Below are 17230 nucleotides of genomic sequence, written 5' to 3'. Positions count from 1 at the left end.
CGGCTTCTCCCGATTCGTTAGCCCAGCGAACATCACCCTTTTCGAATTCACTGTGGGCTTGTGTTTCGACGGGGTATTGCTCGCGAAAGTATGCGTAGAGCTCGGCAGCTGTGTCGAATTTTTTGGAAGTCAAGGTAATCACCTGATTGGGTAACCGGCGGCTTTTAGTGGCACTCCGTCGACAACGCGGAATCTCGTCATGATGGAAACACCATCAATAATACCTTGTGTACGTACTTCGTAGTCATACGATGGCTTCCATTCGTTTCCGTCACGGTCCTTCACCAGCCCGCGGGGCGCTGGCCTAATTTTCGCTTCGCCGGTCTCCATCACATCTCGGACAGAATCAACGATCTTCTGATCCGACCAGTGCGCGGGGAACGTGGTTTTCCCTTTAGCCTGTGATCCGTGGCGATGCCCAAAGGCATTGTCCATCGAGTAATCGCCAGGCTTACGCCCGCGCGAGGAGCGGCGGGTGCTAGAGAACGGCGGGGCGGTATTCCAGCCGTACAGGACGTGCCCGGGCATCTGGTGAAGATCAGGCAAGGGAATTTCCTTCTCCTGACTCCGTCCACCGGAGGATTTCTGTATGGCCATTCGTTTCGCAGAACCCCTGTATGTCGGGGTCTTCACCCCTGGGATATCAGGGAACCTCACCTGCGACTGCAGGACTGCTGACCGGCGTTGCAGGTAGTCCTCCCAGTTTCGGTACAGATCCGCCTGGGTGCCACCTCCTTCTTGGGCTTTCTTCCAGGCAGCCTCTAGTTCCTGGTTAATCCTCGGCAAGGGGGCGTGGGCGCTTACCTCGACGGCTACGCACCGGCAGTTGTCGTGGTAGCGGGCACCGTCTTTATAGAGCGCGGTGCTGGCACGATACACCGCACCGCGGGAGGCCAGCATGAGGCACCACAAGCACGCCCCAGGCTCCGGGACGCGAGCGAACGAACGATCACTGCCTAGGTTGTTGACAATCGTCGAACGGGCGGGCAGCAGCACCATGCGGTTCAACGCGCCCGAGAGCTTTTCCATCGTGACCACGTTGAATTGGTTGCCGGCGTAGTCCTTTCCCAATTCCATGAGCCGCTTGAAGTCGCTGTTGGACAGCCGCGTTGCTGACCTGTACGCCGCAACGGCCTGGTCATAAGTCACTGGATCAGCAACCTCTGGGTAATCCAGGCGTGCCAGCGTCTCATCAAGCGAGCGCTGCAGGAACAGGTAATCAGCCGCGGCATGCGCCGCCTGCTCCCCATATGCTGTAGTGATCGCCGTGAATGGCTCCTCCATCAGCGCACGACGCTGCAGGAACGGAGTGCCCTCCGTGGCATTCCACCACGCCAGCAGATCACGCCACGCGAGCTTCTCGAGACCGTCGAGCGTGCCCGCATAGCTACGCCTGATCGACTGGTAATCCATCCGGCATGCCTCCAAACGTATCGTCACCGATCAAGTCGGGAACCTCCTGGCCACGCTGCGCAAGCCCCGCCAACATCGCTGCACGCCCCTCTGCCCGGCGCGTCGCTACCTCTTGAGAGAGGAGGCGTTGTTCCTCTGGGCTGAACCGGAGCCTGTCCCAGATGACGGGGCCCGGGGGCAGGATGCCGACCTGGACGGCCTTAACCATGGCGTCCATGGTTGCGGCCAGTGTTGGGGTGGAGGCCTCGGCCCATTTGATGTTGGGATTGTCGTTGGGGAACCCGAGTGCCTGCTGGGCGAGTTGGCCGACCTGGTTCCATGAGTGGCCGAACTGAGTTTGGCGCCGCTCGGCGCGTTTAACCAGACGTGCCTCCATCTGGCGGATCGCGTCAGCCGAGGAGGGGTTCTCGGTGGTGAAGCCAAGGTAGGAGGCGGGGATTGAAGCCTCGGCAGCGAGGAGCTGGGCTAGTCCCTTGACCTGCTCGAGGTAGGGCCCGGCGCTGATCGGGTCGAACTGGCCGAGCTGGGTTTGGGGCTGGCCTTCCTCGGCACCGGGCACTGCCCAGATACGCCCAGTGACGGTTTGCCAGGGGTTTTTCCGGTTGCCGGAGGCGTCGGTGAAGTCTTCCTCGGAGACGCCGACGGCGTAGCGCTGTGGGGCGCTGAAAAACTCCCGGTTGACGTCCATGGAGGTGAGCGCGCGCACCGCGGAGTCTGTGTAGCGGCGGACGGCTCGGGAGATCTCCGACCGTCCCTTGCGGTCGCCGACGCGGGGGCGGTTGATGAAGGGAATCATTGGCACACGGCGGAACCCGTGGCGGATGCGGTTGGTGACCTCCCAGGGGCTGGTGTCGTTCTCCCGGCGCGAGACGACGAGCTCGTGCGGGCCCCACAGGGTGGCCTCGACGGTCTTGCCGTCGGGGTTGACGGTTTTGGTGATTGCTGCGTCGAGGCGGCGGGTTCGGGGGTTGTAGTAGCCGGTGGTGGTCTTGGCGTCATGGCCGAGGACGAGCACCTCGGGCTCGTCGTCCCCGTTGCCTGCGGTGACGGAGACGAAGGCGGTGCCGTAGATCAGGGCGTCCAGGTGAACCTGGGAGGCTTCCACGTCCAGGGCGTTATCAGCGAACACTGCGCCGAGGTCGTCGTTTGTCCAGCCGAGGATATCGAGGCGTTCTTCGAGTACGTCGACGGTGGTGGCTGGCCAGCCCGCGACCATCTCGAGGTTCTTGGCGATCTCGGGTAGGCCGATGCCGAGGTAGCGGGGCTTGAAGGTGCCGGCGTAATACTGCTCGTGGTTGCGGTTCGCGGACTGGAAGCCTGCGAGCTGGGAGAGCAGCCGTTGGGTTAGTGCTGTCTCGTGTGGGGTGAGAGTGCTCATAGGACGATCACCTTTCTGCGAGTTTTCCGGGGCGTGGGGCGGACGACGTCGGAGTAGGACTGACCAAACAGCGCGAGAGTCGCGGAGACCAGCGGGGTGATGTCGGACTCCACGTCCTTGCGGTTCCATGCCCAGGCGTCGCCGAGGCGGCGTTTCCGGGCGCTTGCGACAGCGACGTTCAGGGCGGGCTGGTCGAGGTGGACGAGGCGGTGGGCTAGCACCGCGTCGTAGAAGTCGGCGGCTGCTGCAGCCATGTTGTAGCCGGTGGTGATGGAAACCTTGATCTTGCGGCGCTTGAGCGGGTCGATCAGGGACGCGGCCGGCCCCTTGCCGTCGATCAGGACGGCGCGGACAGGCTGGCGGCCACAGATCGCCACAATCCGCTCGAGCAACCAATCAGGGGTGCCATGGCGGGTCTCAATGACATCTACCCACGGGGCACCATCAACGGTGAGCCCCGCGGCGGCGATCGAGGCTGTGGAGCGGGCGGGAGAGATGTCCACCGCGATGGCGACCTCGCCGCCAGCGTCGCGCATGTTCGGCTCAGCGCAAGCCTCCCAGTCAGCCTGAGGAATCACCCGAGCAGACTCTTCCGTCGACCACATGCCGAGACGCTCGCGAGCGAAGGTCTCATCATCGAGCGCGGCACGCTCGTCGTAAACGACATCCCACATCAAGCGGGTGCCTAGCGCGGGGTTGGCCTGTGCCCACTGCTCGGTGTCGTCGAGGTCGCACCCCCGATCGGCTGACCACTCAATCCACGACAGGCGCGGATCCGTGGCCTCGTGACCGTCGTTGCGCAGCTTGGTGAAAATCTCGCCGTCGTTGGTCGGCCCCGGCGGGGTGCCCAGATAGATCTGCTGGGGGTCACCAGCGGGCCCGGACGAGATCGCGGGCAGGAGAGCGCCGAGCGCCTCCATGTTCAGCTCCTGCGCCTCGTCGAGGACAAGCGTGTCAGCGGTGAACCCACGACCCGAGTTCTTCGTCCGAGCAATGAAGCGAATCTCGCCGCCATTACGCAGCACGATCGCCTCCTGCCCGTTGACCTGACGGATCTGCTCAACCTGGCGGGCGAGATCAGGATTCACCTCAGGGCGGAAGAAACTCGCAAGGCGGCGGAACGCCTGCTGCGAGGTCTTCGTCTCGTGAGCGGTGTGCAACACCTTCCGGCCAAGAACGAGAATGTCGAACAGCTCGGAGGCCTCCAGTGCGCCGTTCTTGCCATTCTGGCGAGGCACCGACAACCCCACACGGGAGGACGCAAGCTTGCCATCCGCCCGGCGCGCCTTCCATGACTCCAGGACGAAGCACTGGAAGGGGTCGGGGGTCAGCCCGTAGGCCTCGGATAGCTCGATGGCGTCGGTGGCGTCGGACGCGGCGATCGTGGGGAAGAAGGAGTAGCTAGGCGTTTGCTTGCCTACGGCGGAGGATTGAGTCAATCGGGGTTACCTTTTCTGATGCGGCGGCGCTCTCGGTGCGCAGGTGAGCGCGAACGTCCAGAAGCTGGCGAGTGAGGGCGGTTAGCTCTCGGGGGTCTTCGGTGCGGTCGATCTCGTCGGCGAGGCGGTCGCGAAGCGCGATAAGGAGAATGGCGGGGTCTTTATCCCTCGCGGCTGGTAGTGCTTTGCGGGGTGGGCGGGACACGGCTGTACCTCCTCGGCGCGTAGTGGGCGGGTGAGACGGGGCGTGAGGAGGAGAGAGGGAGGCTGTGGCTGGCTGGGGGTTAGATGTTGAGCTCTTCGAGCCCGCCGGGCTGGTAGATGTCGCCGGTGGTGCGGATGAACCGGCCCCAGGAATAGACTTCGAGACCGCCCCGGCGGATTCCGGGGCCTTCCGGTCGTAGGCCGAAGATATGCAGCCCCTTACCGGATTGACTGACCTCGATGAAGGCCTTGGGGTTCTTCGCGACGATCCGTGCGGCCAGTGGGGTGAGCTCGCCGGTGTCGGTGAAGCAATCATCAAGGTCGATGCAGCCGAGCCCGTCGCCGAGCATGATGCCGTGGGCATCGTTTTCTACGGCGGCGAAGCGCGTCCACGTGGAGGGGTTGGTCGTGGATGCGGGCGCGCCGGTGATGGTGATGGGGCGCTTTCCTGCTGCGCGTGTCCACCGGGGGAGAGCCCGCATTGCGACGGGGTAGGGGCTGTTCGAGTTGGTTCCTACGGTCGTGCGGACACGGGACAGCCGCTTACGGCACCGTTGGCCGCAGGTCTTCGGCCATGGGCCCCGGCGCGGCTTAGTGAGTTCGGCGCCGCAGGACTCGCAGGTTCTCATGCCTCCTATATTACCAGGAAACCCACTATGACCTGCTATTTGTCACATGTTTCTAGATGGTTCTAAAAGTGCGGATTAGAGAGGCTGGGAATCGCGGGGGTGCGAAAAAGTCGCGAGGGCGCGGAATTCGCGTCAGCGTCGCTCGGGGGATAGGATTTTTGGCAATCCTGTTTTTGGGGGTTGGAGAATTCCAGCGCGGGGGGATATCTACTGCAATGCCGTGTGCTATGCCCTGCAGGTTTGAGGGGGCAACCCCCCGGGTGGTTTTGCCGCCAAACGTCACCCCCGAACGGGGGAACGGGGTGCCAGCGCCCTCACCGGGGCCTGGAGGGCTACCACCGGCGGGCGTGAACCGAATCGAACTGCGAGAACCCAGCCCCTTTTTGCTGGTTACACAGAAGATGCATTGGTTGGAGCCTACCGAAGTTCGAGCCCCCGCGGGATACGGGGTGCACGTGATCCGCTGTCGGTGACATCGGGTGGGGGAACTTCAAGCGCTTATCGATGGGCTGACCGCACCAGGCACACACGATGTGCTGGCCGCTAAGAATGCGAGCACGCCGCGCCCGGTAACGCGAGTGAGCTGTACGAGACAGTCCACTCACCTCCCGATACGCGGCGCGCTACGCACGTCACCATCTAACCCTCACGCACCGCCGCAACAACAAGCCTCATCACTAAAACCCTTGCGCATCGTAAAAGGCTGGTCACCACAGAAGTGGCGGCCAGCCTTAAACGAGAACCCGAGTTCAGCAACGAGACCAGAAGGCACCGAAGGTGTCGGAACCAAAATTGCGACGGTCAGCGATCATGCTTCCTCACATCATGACCGCTACAACACACCATAACCAACCATCTAAAAGCTATGTTCACGATAACCACTGTCACCTGCGCTTTTGGACAACCACATGTGACCAACGTAAACCGTCGACAGCGCTCGAAGTTTCCACGTTCGCAGCGCCAACACCTGGCGACGATGGACCGCTCGCGCCACGACCGACCACAACGCACCAACACCAAGCACAGGTGACACTGCCACCTACTGCTGCCGACGGCTGCCAGCCTTCTGGCACGCGAGCACACACGACCACGCCACGAACCACGGCGCTGCCCACCGTGCACCAGCAACCGACCACCACCAGGCCACGCAGCCCACACACCAGGTGCGAGACCCACCAACGCGCGACCAGCACGCAGTCACCACATCGAGACTGTCACCAACACCGTCGAGCACGCCCAGCGCCGCCCCTCGTCGCCCCGCCCCGTGCTGGCCCCGTACCCCGGTGGGCCCCGTACACCCAACCCGGCACAGGGCACCCCGGTACACCCTCCCCGGGCACAGGGCACCCCGGTACACCCACCCCGCCCGAGGCACTGCGCCCCGGTGACCTACCGCCGGCGCTTCACCGCGAGCCTGGCCACCTCCGACGGAGAGACCAACACCCCCGAGCCACTGACCACAGACCCCACCCGGCCAGACCGCACCCACCCATACACACTCGACGCCGAAACCCGAAACCCCAACGAACCTAGCCCAGCAACCACATCAGCTACCGGCATCCACTCCCCACCACCAACCACCGCGCCCAGCGAACCCCGCCCACCCGTGTTCAGCAGAACGCCACCACCACCAACCTCCACGACACTAGAAGGAGCAGGCTCCACCACATCACGCACGGCACGCACCGCGCGCACCACATCCTCCAGCATCAACTCCGCCCACTCACACTCCGCGACATCATCAACCAAGTCAGCCAGCCACGCCGCCCGCACCTCGACCGACCGAACACCCGGAGCCGGAACCCCCGTCGCCTCAGCCACCGACCCACACCACGTGAAGACCACATCCTCCACCCGCTCCTTGACCGCCAACACAGACTCATCCACCGGAGCCCGCGACCCTGGACGTCTCGGAGCCACCCCAGCATTCTCACCAGACGGAGCAACACGAGGCACAAGAAACTGATCCAACTTCGGCACCAACACCACAGCATCACGCAACGCCGAAACCAACACGTACCTATCCGCAACATCCACGACACAAACCTCCCTCAAGAAGACACACCAACAGCCCCACACCAGAACCACACAGACAACAAGCAGACAGACAACCTAAGAAGAAAACCTCACCGTAAGAGGGTGGTAACGGTAAGCCACCCCGTCCCGTCCCGTCCCGTCCCGTCCCGTCCCGGCCTCCCAGCCGCGGGCGATGACTGTCCCAGCCTGTCCTGGGACAAAAACGAAAGCCCGGGCGGGCTGAAATGGGTACGCGAAAAGGGGCGTGGGGCGGAGCCCAAACACGCCTGAACCATCAGGGCAGCTGGCTGATCTAGAGGTGTATCACCGCAAGCGAGTGTCGCAGGTCGTTAACGCCTGCGACGCTTGCGGCGTCGCTTAGTCTCGGTGCGGGTGCCGGAATCATTGCCCAGGAATCCTGTCCCATTAGCGGGCCGCGTCTTCCTCACTGGATGTGAGGCCGCCACCTGCGGATCAACCCCTACTGGCCTGGCAGGGGGTTCCGGAGACTGGACTCGACCAGACTCTGACTCAACAGCATTAAGCCCATTCGGGCGCCCACGCCTTGACGGGGACTCAACCTTGCCCAGCTCGCCATGACTGACAAGCGGGTTCGGGAATCCCATTCGCGATGCCTCGGCGGCCACGATGCGTGGCCACACTGCCAGCTTCTTGCAAAGCTGAGCATCATAGATCGGCTGCTCTGGTGGGTCGAGCAACGGCAACTGCTCGTCAGGATCATCGAAGTCAGCGCGCAGCCTGTTACAGCCACGGCACGCCACGACGTAGTTCTCCGTCGTGGTCTCTGCTTCCACGTCCCGATGATCGAAGGTGCCGCCACCCTCGTGCCTATGGTCATCCCAATTAACCTGCTCCCCACAGTAACGACATTCGCTACCATCACGGAGCAGCACCGGGACGACGAGGCTCGCCTTTCGCTGATCCCGCTTCCGCTTTGCATTCAACAGCTTCTGATCGGACTTAATGAGGTGGACGAAGGAAGCCCGCTCCACGAGCCGCCACCGCCTTTCCCCATCAGCGTCAGCGACCTCGCAGATGCCGATCGTCACGAGATCAGCCAGCACCTGCTCCACTCGATCCACCCCACAGATCTCCACAGCAGCGCCCAAGGGCACCACGTAATCAGTGAAGTTCTGGGCAGACCAAGCGAACATCGCCATCGCATGCCCACGTAGCTCGGCCACCAACCGCCCATCACGACGATCAACAGCCAGCTCGCGGGCCTTCATCCACTCTGGTGCGGAATTGAATGTGTCAGATACACGAATCCACGCCATCAGCGCACACCTCCGAAACGGGGCTCCGCTAGGCGGCACTCACGCACAAACACCATCAGGGAATCCTCACCAGTCATCAACACAGAACACAAAACAAACGGGCCACGGAACGGCGGTCAGCGCTATCGCGCGCGGGGCACTACGGAGAAGCGAATCATTCGGCTACCTCCCTTTCCTCTTGCCCGCTCGGCGCGAGCGGGGTTTCGGGTTCTCCACTTCGATTTCGATTCGGTAGCAGTTCCGGCACAATCCCCGCCGGTACTCGCGCGCCGCTAGATCATTGCTGCGGGCAGACGAGGATGTGGGGATGAAGTACCGGTGGCACCGATGGCACCGCCGCCTGCCGGGCTCTGGAGGCACCCGCCCGGCGACGACCCCATCGATGGCCCAGCCCCGGCGCTCCATGTCGTCGGCATACGCCCGACACGCGGCTAAGGCTGGGCATTCCAAGCACAGCTGCCGAGCCTTCTCGAAACGAGACACGCGGGTCACCCATGTCTCGTTTTCCGCGGTCTCCCACAGGCTCGGTGTGCCTGGCTTCGCTGACCAAGTAGGGGACATACACACCCCGAGCGGCTGCTCATGCGGGGGCAGGCCTGCCTGCGTGTAAGGGTCGTTCACCATAGCCACAGCGCTCGAAGAACGTTGAACACCACCAGGATCGTGATCTGGATAGCTACGACCGCTAGCAGCAGAATGGCAAGGTAGTCCGCCCACTCCGGCAGTCCAGACTGCTCGGCGTCCTCCGGGGTCTGGCTGTCGATCTGTGCCGTGGGCGCTGGGTCTGGGGCAGCGAGGGGGAGGGGCATGCACTGCCGCTGTGCTCGACGAGCCTGTGGTATGGGCGTGCGCTCAAGGTGGGTGGTCGTGGTCATTTCTTCTCCTGCTGGTCGTGGGTCTGCTCGTTAAGGATTTTGTGAAGGTTGTCGAGGAGCTCTTCGAGGGCGTTGCGGGCCTTCTTGTCGATCCGGTCGGTGGTGGTTAGCTGTTTCAAGTCGGATACCTCTGCAAAGATTCGGTAGAACATCGGGCGGCGTTGGCTGCGGGGGAGGCTGTCCCTCCAACTGGCGGGTAGGTTCTGGCACAGGTCCCCGTACGCCACGTGTGTGAGCTGCTGGCCGTCGATGACCACGGTGATTAACCGCCCGGACGGTATCCGCAGCTGACGTGTCCGCATTAGGCCCGTGGAAAGCTGATCTCGCCGCGCCAGTGAGCAACGATGCGCATTCCTTCACGGGTGATGCGGTCGGTGCCGTACTCCACGAGCGCGTTCTGGCGCAGCAGCTCGGTGTCTCGCGGGTCGATATCGCGGCCCTGGGCATAGTCGAGGAGCACCTCCGTGACGGACGGGGGCAGTCGGTGGACGCTGCGCTCGGTATCGACTGGTGTCTGCATCGCCATGCCCTTCTGCGTGCACGCGATATAGGCGGACGTGTAGGCGATCGCGAGGTCTTCATCCATCCGACGGCAATAGGAGTCATCCTCCCCCTGGGCTCGCTCGAATGCGACTGCCGCCAGGCGGCGGAAGGTGTCGGCGTGGTCGAGCCAGTCGGAGGTGGACTGGGTGTAAGCCTGCTTTCGGGCGGACTCAGCGGAAAGAGCGGGGCGGTTGAGTGTGGTGGTCATGGTTGGGTTTCCTTCGTTGTTGCTGTGGTCTGGTTGTCGAAGATCACCTGGATGCAGTTGCAGGGTTCACCCGGGCTGGGGTCGCGGCCAGGGGCATGCTCGGTGATCCGCACCACGCGTTGGTTTCGTCCGGCCAGCGGGTCGCCTTCCGGCACCAGCCGGACATTGGCTGGCACTCGATCTGCCCACTTGCTCGCGATGCGGTCCTTCACCTCCTGGGAGAGGAAGACGGCGAGCTCCTTGAGCATTTCGGGGTCGGTGTCGTCGGGGAATCGCTCACGGTTGAACCAGATCGTGAGAACAGGGCCGTAGCTGGCGTTGATCTCGTAAGCGTTGACCTCATAGCTCTTGGAACCTGCGGGGTGCCTAGCGGGGATCACTAGATGGTGAATGGCGCTGCTAGTCACTGCTGGCCCCCGGAGTGACTTGTTCCACTGCCAGGGTGACGCTGATCGTGCGGTGAACCTTCGCCTGCGCGGTGCTCGGGGACTCGGAGACCTCCACGAAGCGGTACTCGTAGCGCGTGATCGCGTCGGGGGCATCGTGGCCTGCCGGGAGGCGACGGGAGGTGACCTTCTTCAGCGGTGGACGGTTCACGATGCCTGGGATCTTGTCCTCGCGCACTGATGCGGCAACCGCGAGCGCGAGCCAAGAGACGAGCTCGGCGCTAGTGTCGGGCAGCTGCACAGTTCCGTCGATAACCACGGTGATCTGCGTCTTCGTGAGGTTCGCGCTCGAACCGAAGGTGACCTTCTCGGGGGTGAGGTCGGTGAAAGGGCCGCCTCGGAGGAGGTCGAGAACTGCGCTCGGGTTAGGAATTGTCATCGGTGGCTCCTTCGGTGGCCGGGAGATAGATCAGGCAGGGCAGGTGTCGGGAACGGTCTTTATCAAACGGGTCATCCAGGTCGACGAGGATCCGGAAGTACGTGTCTTGATCGGTGCCCGTGGGCTCCGTGCGGAACGGTGAGAGCTCGACGCCGGGTCTTGGCTCTTCGTATAGCTCGGTGAAGAACAGGGCCGCGTTCGCAGCGCGGAAGATGGCGGTGCAGAGTCGCGGCAAGTTATCCCGGTTGAGGGTCTTGACCTTGATCTCGTTGAGCACATGGGCCCTGATGAACACGGGTGCTTCGTCGTTGGGGTGGTCGTCGAAGACTGTTTCAAGGCTGATCTCGATGTCTTGCGGCTCGATCCGCGTCCACGGGTATGTCTTGGTCATGTCCATGTAGGGGAGGGTGATTCGCCGGCTGAATTCTTGGGTCATTTCGGCGGCTCCGTTTGTGGTGCCTGGTCGGTGGTGTTTTCTCGCCCGGCGCGATCTGCCATCTTGCGGATCGTCTCGCCGTCGAAGAGATAAGTGCCACGACCGGAAATCTGCTGCAGGACGGGGAGTCGTCCTTGTCGAGCCCGCCAAGTGACAGTGCTCAGTCCGATTCCCAATAGCTCGGCGACCTCTGAGGTTGTCAGAATTTCTCGCATGACTAGAAATTAGCTGAATGACTAATCTAAAGCAACTAAAATTTAGTCATTTAACTTAGCTGGTGAACTGACCAGCGGTTTTATTGCCAACTGTTAGCCAATGCGCTAACCTTTAGGCATGACGAAACCAGTAAGTAATGCAGGGATTATTCCCGAATGGGAGATTAAGCACCGACTGCAGCGGGCGCGGGAGATCGGAGGCTTCACGCAGACGGAGCTCGCGAAGATTGTGGGCGTTAGCCGGGCGACGCTCGCCAATGCGGAGCAGGGGGTCAGGACGCCTAAGCGTCCGCTGATCTCGGCTATCGCTTTTGCTACGGGAGTTGACCCGCGCTGGCTCGAGACAGGAAAAACCCCCGGCGGGAATGATCCCGACGGGGGTGGTCAGTGGTGGGCCATCAGGGATTCGAACCCCGGACCCACTGATTAAGAGTCAGTTGCTCTAACCAACTGAGCTAATGGCCCATCTTGCTGCGAGGTGAACACTGCTTTGCATGTGCTCTCCGTGGCAACGAGATGAAACTATATTAGGCTTTTTAAAACTTAGCAAATCGCCTGGTCATGGTGCAGAAACAGCGGTCTTATAACAGTGTTCTAAAACTTCCCACGTTGTACCTCCGGTTTGTCTGCCTGACCGGCTAAGCTAACCGGGTATTAGAAATTGCCAGCGGACCCGCCACCCACCGCGGTGGCAAAACCCGCGTGAACTGCTGCCGAATGTTTCCAATGCCCGCCCACCGTGTGAGCGGACACCACTGGGGAAGGCTGGAAACCGGCAGCGCCCTACCAGGGAGCCCATGATGTCCTTTCTTTCACGAATCGGTCAGCGCCAGGCCGGACGTGCATTGAACCCCCGCCGCGCCATCGTCGGCGCCGTCGCAGCAGCCAGCCTTGTCACGCTCGGTGCGTGCACGATCGACACCGACCGTACGAAGGATGACACCCCGGCTACGGAAGAAGCGCAGGAGAAGAAGGTCGGAATCACCGCCTCCGTGAAGGACGGTGCCGAGGGCGTGAACCCCACCGAGACGGTGACGTTGACGTCCGGCAAGGCAATGTCCGACATCAGCCTGATGGACGGTGCGGGCAATGTCATCGAAGGCAAGCTCAACAAGGATAAGACCGAATGGCGCAGCACGGGCGGAATGGAATACGGCTCGGCTTACACGCTCACGGCGACTAACGGTGAGACGGAACTGAACCAGACCTTCACCACGATCCAGCCCAACGTCCTGACCAACGCTTATCTCGCGCCGCTCGATGGGGCCACGGTGGGTGTGGGGCAGTCCATTGCGCTGAAGCTCGACGCCGTCCCCACGGACCGCAAGGCTGTCCAGGACGCGATCAGTATCAAGACCGAACCGAAGGTCGAAGGAGCGTTCTACTGGATCAGCAACACTGAGGTCCGCTGGCGCCCGGAGAACTACTGGAAGCCAGGAACCACCGTCACTGTGGACGCGAAGCTGCGTGGCGTGGACTTCGGCGACGGCCTGTACTCCGCGGATAACCGCGAGGCGAAGTTCACCATCGGGGACGACATCCGCGCCGTCGTTGACGACGCCGCGAAGACGATGACCGTGACGAAGAACGGTCAGACGCTGAAGACGATGCCGACGTCCAACGGCCGTGATAACACGCAGTGGGCGACCCCGAACGGCGTCTACCAGATCGGCGACCAGTACGAGGCGCTGACGATGGACTCCAACACCTTCGGCTACTCCGAGGCTGAGGGAGGGTATGTCACCGACGTGTCCTATGCGACCCAGATGAGCTATTCCGGGATCTACATCCACGCAGCCCCATGGTCGGTGTGGGCGCAGGGCAGCCAGAACACCTCGCACGGCTGCATCAACCTGTCGATGGAGAACGCGAACTGGGTCTACCAGAACTTCAAGCGTGGCGATATCGTGACGGTGAAGAATTCCACGGGGCCCACGCTGCCGGGCTACGACGGCCTGGGGGACTGGAACATCGACTGGAAGACCTGGAAGGCCGGTAACGCCGGCGACGGCCCGCAGTACTAAAACGGAGGCTTAGGCGCGCCACGCCCGGGCCGCGGCCCGGGCGGTGACAGCGGCCTTGCGGGGCGCGGAAACCCGAATCCGGCCCGCCATGATTTCTTCGACGCTAGCCTGATCCAGCAGCTCGGTGAGCTCGGCGAACAGCGCGTGGGCGGCCGAAACTCCTGCCCGCGCGGTGGCCGGTAGCAGGCCGATGGCGCTCTCCGCCAGGGTGAGATCAGCGCGGATGTCCGCGATATAGTCGGCCTTCTGCTGCGCGGTCAGGGGAGCGGGGGCGGGGGTCTCGCGGGGGGTGGAACTGGTGGCGTTGTTCGTGTGAGACGGATCGCCCGGGCTGGCAGGCTGGTCGGTCATCGCCTCGCCCGAGACGTAGTTCCGGCCCAGCTTCTGGGTGTCCTCGGCCATGTCGCGGAGGAAATTCACTTTTTGAAAAGCCCGCCCCAAGGCCAGCGCTCCCTCGTTGGCCTGGTTGCGGCGCTGCGCGGACCACGGGCGCCCGCGACCGGCGGAGTCCGCGGCGAAGATGGCGTTGCACATCAGTCCAATGACCTCGGCGGAACCGTGGACATAGGAGTCGACGCTCGCGGCGTCGTGAACCGCGACGAGGGTGTCCTGGCGCATCGAGGTGAAGAAGTCCCGCAGGTCGGCGTCCTCGAGCCCGCACTCGTTGGCGGTGCGGGCGAAGGCGTGCAGCACCAGGTCCGTGCTGAAGCCGCGGTCGCAGGCCTGGTACACCGCCTGCTCGTAGGCATCGAGGCAGGCGCGGGTGGCCTCGGTGTTCAGACCGGCACCGGCGGCGACCCCGTCGACGACCTCGTCTGCCACCCGCACCATGGCGTAGAGGTTGCGTACGTGGGTGCGCACCGGCTCGCGCAGCAGGGAGGAGGCCATCGAAAAGCTGGTGGAATATCCCCTAATGACCTCAGCAGCCGCGCGCTGGGCTACGGTGGCGTACTTCTCCGCGGGGCTGGGGTGCGTACGGTGGGGGAGCTTCATGATGGATCTGACTCTAGCCCACCGGGTGCAGCCGACCATCGCCCGCATCTTCTGGGCAGCCCCGCGTAGGCTGGTGGTGCTCCAGCGGGGGCGCTCCCTGCGCTCACGCTAAGGAAAGCGAAGCAAGAAAAAGAGAAAGGGATGAGCAGTCATGGCTGCACAGGTTTACAAGGTTGAGGGCATGAGCTGCGGGCACTGCGAGGCCGCGGTGACCGAGGAGCTCTCCGCGCTGGGTGGGCTCAGCGACATCGCTGTGTCCGCTGAGAAGGGCACCGCCACTTTCGATAACGACGGCTCCGTCAGCGAGGAGCAGATCATCGCCGCTATCGACGAGGCTGGCTACGACGCGGCGCGCGCCTAAACCTGCTGGCGCTGTTGCCGGTTCCTCCGGTTCCGCGTGACCAGGTAGGCCACCGAGCCGAGAAACGGAAACACCAGGATCGCGAGGAACCACAGCAGGGCGGCTCGGGGCGTGTTCTGATCCTTAAACAACAGGATCAGCGCAGTTGCTAGCAGGGCGACCCAAGCGACCGCCAGCCCTGCCCACAGGAGGTCGTATGCTGGCGGGATCGTGTTATCGCCCTCCATGGGGAGGGAGTCCCCAGCGGCGAGAATAAGCTTCATGACCTCTAACTATAATGCCGCGGGGCCCGAATGCAGGGGTTGAATGATCAGGGGGCAGGGGAGGGTTCGCGCTCGTTTGCGGAAGGTCCCGCAGCAACGCAAAGTCCCCGGCAGGTGAACCCTGCCGGGGACTTTCTCTGGGGTGACTGACGGGACTCGAACCCGCGACACCCAGGATCACAACCTGGTGCTCTACCAGCTGAACTACAGTCACCATCACTGCTCTAAGACAGCGAGAACTATATTAGGCCAGAACCAGAAAAGCGCCAAAACGCCAGCGTGGAAGCCTCAGAACCTGCCGACATCCCGCCGCGCAACCGCGCAACAGTGACCGCGTGGAACGCGGCGTCGTCCTTATGAACGAGCGCCGAACGATTTCCCTGGCCTAGGCCCAGGGCTCAACCGCAGCCTCCGCCGCCGCGAGGATCTGCCCCTTATCCGGGCCGGGCGCGTCGACCATGATTGCGTGTCGGTAGAACGCGAGCTCCTGGATCGACTCCTGGATATCAGCCAGAGCGCGGTGGGAAAGCCCCTTCTGCGGCTGGCCCGCGTACACCTTGGGGTACCAGCGGCGCGCGAGCTCCTTGATGCTGGAGACGTCGATCATGCGGTAGTGCAGGAACTCGTCCAGCTTCGGCATGTACTTCGCGATGAAGCGGCGATCCGTGCCGATGGAGTTGCCTGCCAGTGGCGCGGCCCGCTCGACCTCCACGTAACGCTGCACGTACTCCAGCACCTGCTGCTCCGCCTCCGCGAGGGAGAGTGTGGACTCGCGGATCTGCTCCGTCAGCCCCGAGCGGGCGTGCATGTTCTGTACGAAGTCATCCATCTCGGCGAGCTCGTCCTCGGTCGCATGGATGACCAGGTCGATGCCCTCGTCGAGGGGGCGCAGTTCGGCGTCGGTGACGATCACCGCAATCTCCACCAGGACGTGGCGGTCGGGATCCAGGCCGGTCATCTCGCAGTCTGCCCAGACGATGCGGTCGTTCTTCGCTACCTGATTGGGGGTGGACACAGTGTTCCTTGGGCTCCTTCGTGCTTGCTTTCTTTTAGTTCTGCTTCTTCTTCGCCGCTTCCTCCGCCGCGACCTCGGCCGCCATCTTGCGGTAGAGCTTCGCCATGATCGGCGCGCTCACGCGGCGGGGGACGTAGGTGGACAGGAAGTTCATCGCCTTCGACAGCGGACCAGGGACGACGCGCAGCTTGTTCGCGGCCAGCGCCTCCAGTGTTTCGATGGCGCAGTCCTCGTAGGTGGTCCAGACGAAGTCCGGCACAGCCCGATCCACGCCGGTCTTCTTCTCTTCCTCCTTGACCTCCTCGCGCACGGGGCCTGGGGCCAGCAGCGTGCACTTGATGCCCTTGGGCTTCAGCTCGTAGTGCAGGGCCTCGGTGTAGGTGTTGACCATGGCCTTGGTGCCCACGTAGGTCGCGTTGCCAGGGATCGCCATATTTCCGGCCGCGGAACCGACGTTGACGATGCCACCCTCACCGCGGGCCAACATCCGAGGAAGGACGGCGGCGGTGAGCTCGAACAGGGCGGTGGCGTTCAGCTCGAACTGAGCGCGTTCCCCGCCGTAGTCAAGGTCGGTGAAGTCACCGAATGTAGCGATGCCGGCGGAGTTGATGAGGACGTTGACGTCCAGGTCCTCGACCTCGGCGATGAGCTCCGCGCGGGCGGCGGCGTCGGAAAGATCGACGGAGCGGATGCGGACGTCCCGGCCGGGCAGCTGCTCGGCGATGGCCTCCATGGGGCCGGTGGATCGGGCAACGAGGATGAGGTCGTGCCCGCGGCGCCCCAGCTCGAGGGCCAGGGCTTCGCCGATGCCGGAGGATGCGCCGGTGACGAGGGCGAAAGTGCCAGCCCGGGGGTGGGGGATGCTGTGCTCGGTGGTCAAGAAGGCTCCTCACGTTGGCGGATGGGTGCGCAGACCTATCGCCTGCGCGGGGTTCTCTCTCACCGCAGCAAGCCACGCGAGTGTGTGCGGGCGGCGAGTGTTAAGAACCGTGCTGCGTCAATCCTAGGCGACCGCTGCCAGCGAGGTAGCCGACCCTTCAAAGCACAAAGCGCCCCCGGCAGTGTCTGAAGTCACGACATAGTTGACACGGTGTG

21 protein-coding genes and 2 tRNA genes are annotated in these 17230 nt (G+C 63.2%); 3 read left to right on the top strand and 20 right to left on the bottom strand.

The features are described 5' to 3' along the window. Positions 1-138 precede the first annotated feature (138 nt). The 14 genes from HMPREF3088_RS05625 to HMPREF3088_RS10875 all read right to left on the bottom strand — a co-directional run bounded on the left by HMPREF3088_RS05625 (position 139) and on the right by HMPREF3088_RS10875 (position 11479). A complete protein-coding gene (locus tag HMPREF3088_RS05625; protein WP_070758815.1) occupies positions 139-1413 on the bottom strand; it encodes a VG15 protein in 1275 nt (424 codons plus the stop codon). Beyond that, positions 1388-2791 (bottom strand): phage portal protein, encoded by a 1404-nt coding sequence (locus HMPREF3088_RS05620; protein WP_070758814.1) that lies wholly within the window; start codon positions 2789-2791, stop codon positions 1388-1390. Before HMPREF3088_RS05620 ends, HMPREF3088_RS05625 begins: the two co-directional genes overlap by 26 nt. Next, the gene (locus tag HMPREF3088_RS05615) at positions 2788-4230 is read right to left on the bottom strand and encodes a terminase TerL endonuclease subunit (protein ID WP_070758813.1); all 1443 of its coding nucleotides are present in this window, start codon (positions 4228-4230) and stop codon (positions 2788-2790) included. Before HMPREF3088_RS05615 ends, HMPREF3088_RS05620 begins: the two co-directional genes overlap by 4 nt. Before the next feature lie 284 nt (positions 4231-4514). Further along, positions 4515-5063 carry a hypothetical protein gene (locus tag HMPREF3088_RS05610; RefSeq protein ID WP_070758812.1) on the bottom strand — a complete coding sequence of 183 codons (549 nt, stop codon included), beginning with the start codon at positions 5061-5063 and terminating at the stop codon, positions 4515-4517. A 332-nt stretch (positions 5064-5395) separates the two neighbouring features. Next, on the bottom strand, positions 5396-5593 hold the full coding sequence (locus HMPREF3088_RS10880; RefSeq protein ID WP_371441306.1) for an HNH endonuclease: 198 nt from the start codon (positions 5591-5593) through the stop codon (positions 5396-5398). 859 nt (positions 5594-6452) lie between these two features. Then, positions 6453-6950: a hypothetical protein gene (locus tag HMPREF3088_RS05605; protein WP_070758811.1), complete on the bottom strand. Its 498-nt coding sequence runs from the start codon at positions 6948-6950 to the stop codon at positions 6453-6455. Between the two features lie 479 nt (positions 6951-7429). Beyond that, positions 7430-8377 carry an HNH endonuclease gene (locus tag HMPREF3088_RS05600; protein WP_141759442.1) on the bottom strand — a complete coding sequence of 316 codons (948 nt, stop codon included), beginning with the start codon at positions 8375-8377 and terminating at the stop codon, positions 7430-7432. Between the two features lie 617 nt (positions 8378-8994). Beyond that, positions 8995-9252, bottom strand: coding sequence for a hypothetical protein (locus tag HMPREF3088_RS05595; RefSeq protein ID WP_070758809.1), 258 nt, complete (start codon positions 9250-9252; stop codon positions 8995-8997). Continuing rightward, the gene (locus HMPREF3088_RS05590) at positions 9249-9554 is read right to left on the bottom strand and encodes a hypothetical protein (protein WP_070758808.1); all 306 of its coding nucleotides are present in this window, start codon (positions 9552-9554) and stop codon (positions 9249-9251) included. The genes HMPREF3088_RS05595 and HMPREF3088_RS05590 overlap by 4 nt, the downstream gene beginning before the upstream one ends. Beyond that, entirely contained in the window at positions 9554-10003 is a 450-nt protein-coding gene (locus HMPREF3088_RS05585) for a hypothetical protein (protein ID WP_070758807.1), read from the bottom strand. Before HMPREF3088_RS05585 ends, HMPREF3088_RS05590 begins: the two co-directional genes overlap by 1 nt. Continuing rightward, positions 10000-10383 (bottom strand): hypothetical protein, encoded by a 384-nt coding sequence (locus HMPREF3088_RS05580; protein ID WP_070758806.1) that lies wholly within the window; start codon positions 10381-10383, stop codon positions 10000-10002. Before HMPREF3088_RS05580 ends, HMPREF3088_RS05585 begins: the two co-directional genes overlap by 4 nt. 19 nt (positions 10384-10402) lie before the next feature. Then, positions 10403-10828 (bottom strand): hypothetical protein, encoded by a 426-nt coding sequence (locus HMPREF3088_RS05575; RefSeq protein ID WP_070758805.1) that lies wholly within the window; start codon positions 10826-10828, stop codon positions 10403-10405. Beyond that, positions 10815-11264 (bottom strand): hypothetical protein, encoded by a 450-nt coding sequence (locus tag HMPREF3088_RS05570; protein ID WP_070758804.1) that lies wholly within the window; start codon positions 11262-11264, stop codon positions 10815-10817. The genes HMPREF3088_RS05575 and HMPREF3088_RS05570 overlap by 14 nt, the downstream gene beginning before the upstream one ends. After that, positions 11261-11479, bottom strand: a complete 219-nt coding sequence (locus HMPREF3088_RS10875; protein ID WP_012360649.1) for a helix-turn-helix domain-containing protein — start codon at positions 11477-11479, stop codon at positions 11261-11263. The genes HMPREF3088_RS05570 and HMPREF3088_RS10875 overlap by 4 nt, the downstream gene beginning before the upstream one ends. Positions 11480-11597: 118 nt before the next feature. Here HMPREF3088_RS10875 and HMPREF3088_RS10185 point away from each other — a divergent pair, with 118 nt between their 5' ends. Further along, complete coding sequence (locus tag HMPREF3088_RS10185; RefSeq protein ID WP_012360648.1) at positions 11598-11909, top strand: helix-turn-helix transcriptional regulator; 312 nt, start codon at positions 11598-11600, stop codon at positions 11907-11909. On the opposite strand, the gene HMPREF3088_RS05565 is transcribed toward HMPREF3088_RS10185, so the two are convergent. Beyond that, positions 11868-11944: transfer RNA gene (locus HMPREF3088_RS05565), tRNA-Lys, on the bottom strand. The genes HMPREF3088_RS10185 and HMPREF3088_RS05565 overlap by 42 nt on opposite strands. 335 nt (positions 11945-12279) lie before the next feature. Here HMPREF3088_RS05565 and HMPREF3088_RS05560 point away from each other — a divergent pair. Then, positions 12280-13503 (top strand): L,D-transpeptidase, encoded by a 1224-nt coding sequence (locus tag HMPREF3088_RS05560; RefSeq protein ID WP_070758816.1) that lies wholly within the window; start codon positions 12280-12282, stop codon positions 13501-13503. A 9-nt stretch (positions 13504-13512) separates the two neighbouring features. Here the strand turns inward: HMPREF3088_RS05560 and HMPREF3088_RS05555 are convergent, their stop codons facing one another. Further along, positions 13513-14496: a phytoene/squalene synthase family protein gene (locus tag HMPREF3088_RS05555; protein ID WP_246818068.1), complete on the bottom strand. Its 984-nt coding sequence runs from the start codon at positions 14494-14496 to the stop codon at positions 13513-13515. Between the two features lie 151 nt (positions 14497-14647). Between HMPREF3088_RS05555 and HMPREF3088_RS05550 the strand changes: the two genes are divergently transcribed. Next, complete coding sequence (locus tag HMPREF3088_RS05550) at positions 14648-14857, top strand: heavy-metal-associated domain-containing protein (RefSeq protein ID WP_070758802.1); 210 nt, start codon at positions 14648-14650, stop codon at positions 14855-14857. On the opposite strand, the gene HMPREF3088_RS05545 is transcribed toward HMPREF3088_RS05550, so the two are convergent. The 4 genes from HMPREF3088_RS05545 to cmrA all read right to left on the bottom strand — a co-directional run bounded on the left by HMPREF3088_RS05545 (position 14854) and on the right by cmrA (position 17015). Further along, complete coding sequence (locus HMPREF3088_RS05545; protein WP_070758801.1) at positions 14854-15120, bottom strand: PLDc N-terminal domain-containing protein; 267 nt, start codon at positions 15118-15120, stop codon at positions 14854-14856. The genes HMPREF3088_RS05550 and HMPREF3088_RS05545 overlap by 4 nt on opposite strands. 138 nt (positions 15121-15258) lie before the next feature. Then, positions 15259-15334: transfer RNA gene (locus HMPREF3088_RS05540), tRNA-His, on the bottom strand. Between the two features lie 171 nt (positions 15335-15505). Then, positions 15506-16135 carry an oligoribonuclease gene (orn, locus tag HMPREF3088_RS05535; protein WP_012360641.1) on the bottom strand — a complete coding sequence of 210 codons (630 nt, stop codon included), beginning with the start codon at positions 16133-16135 and terminating at the stop codon, positions 15506-15508. 34 nt (positions 16136-16169) lie between these two features. Next, complete coding sequence (gene cmrA, locus HMPREF3088_RS05530; protein WP_070758800.1) at positions 16170-17015, bottom strand: mycolate reductase; 846 nt, start codon at positions 17013-17015, stop codon at positions 16170-16172. Positions 17016-17230 lie beyond the last annotated feature (215 nt).

Origin of the sequence: Corynebacterium sp. HMSC22B11 (genome assembly GCF_001815965.1) — a bacterium.
GTDB lineage: Bacteria > Actinomycetota > Actinomycetes > Mycobacteriales > Mycobacteriaceae > Corynebacterium.
Note: the sequence above shows the minus strand (reverse complement) of the source record. Positions and strands in the feature narration are given on the sequence as shown.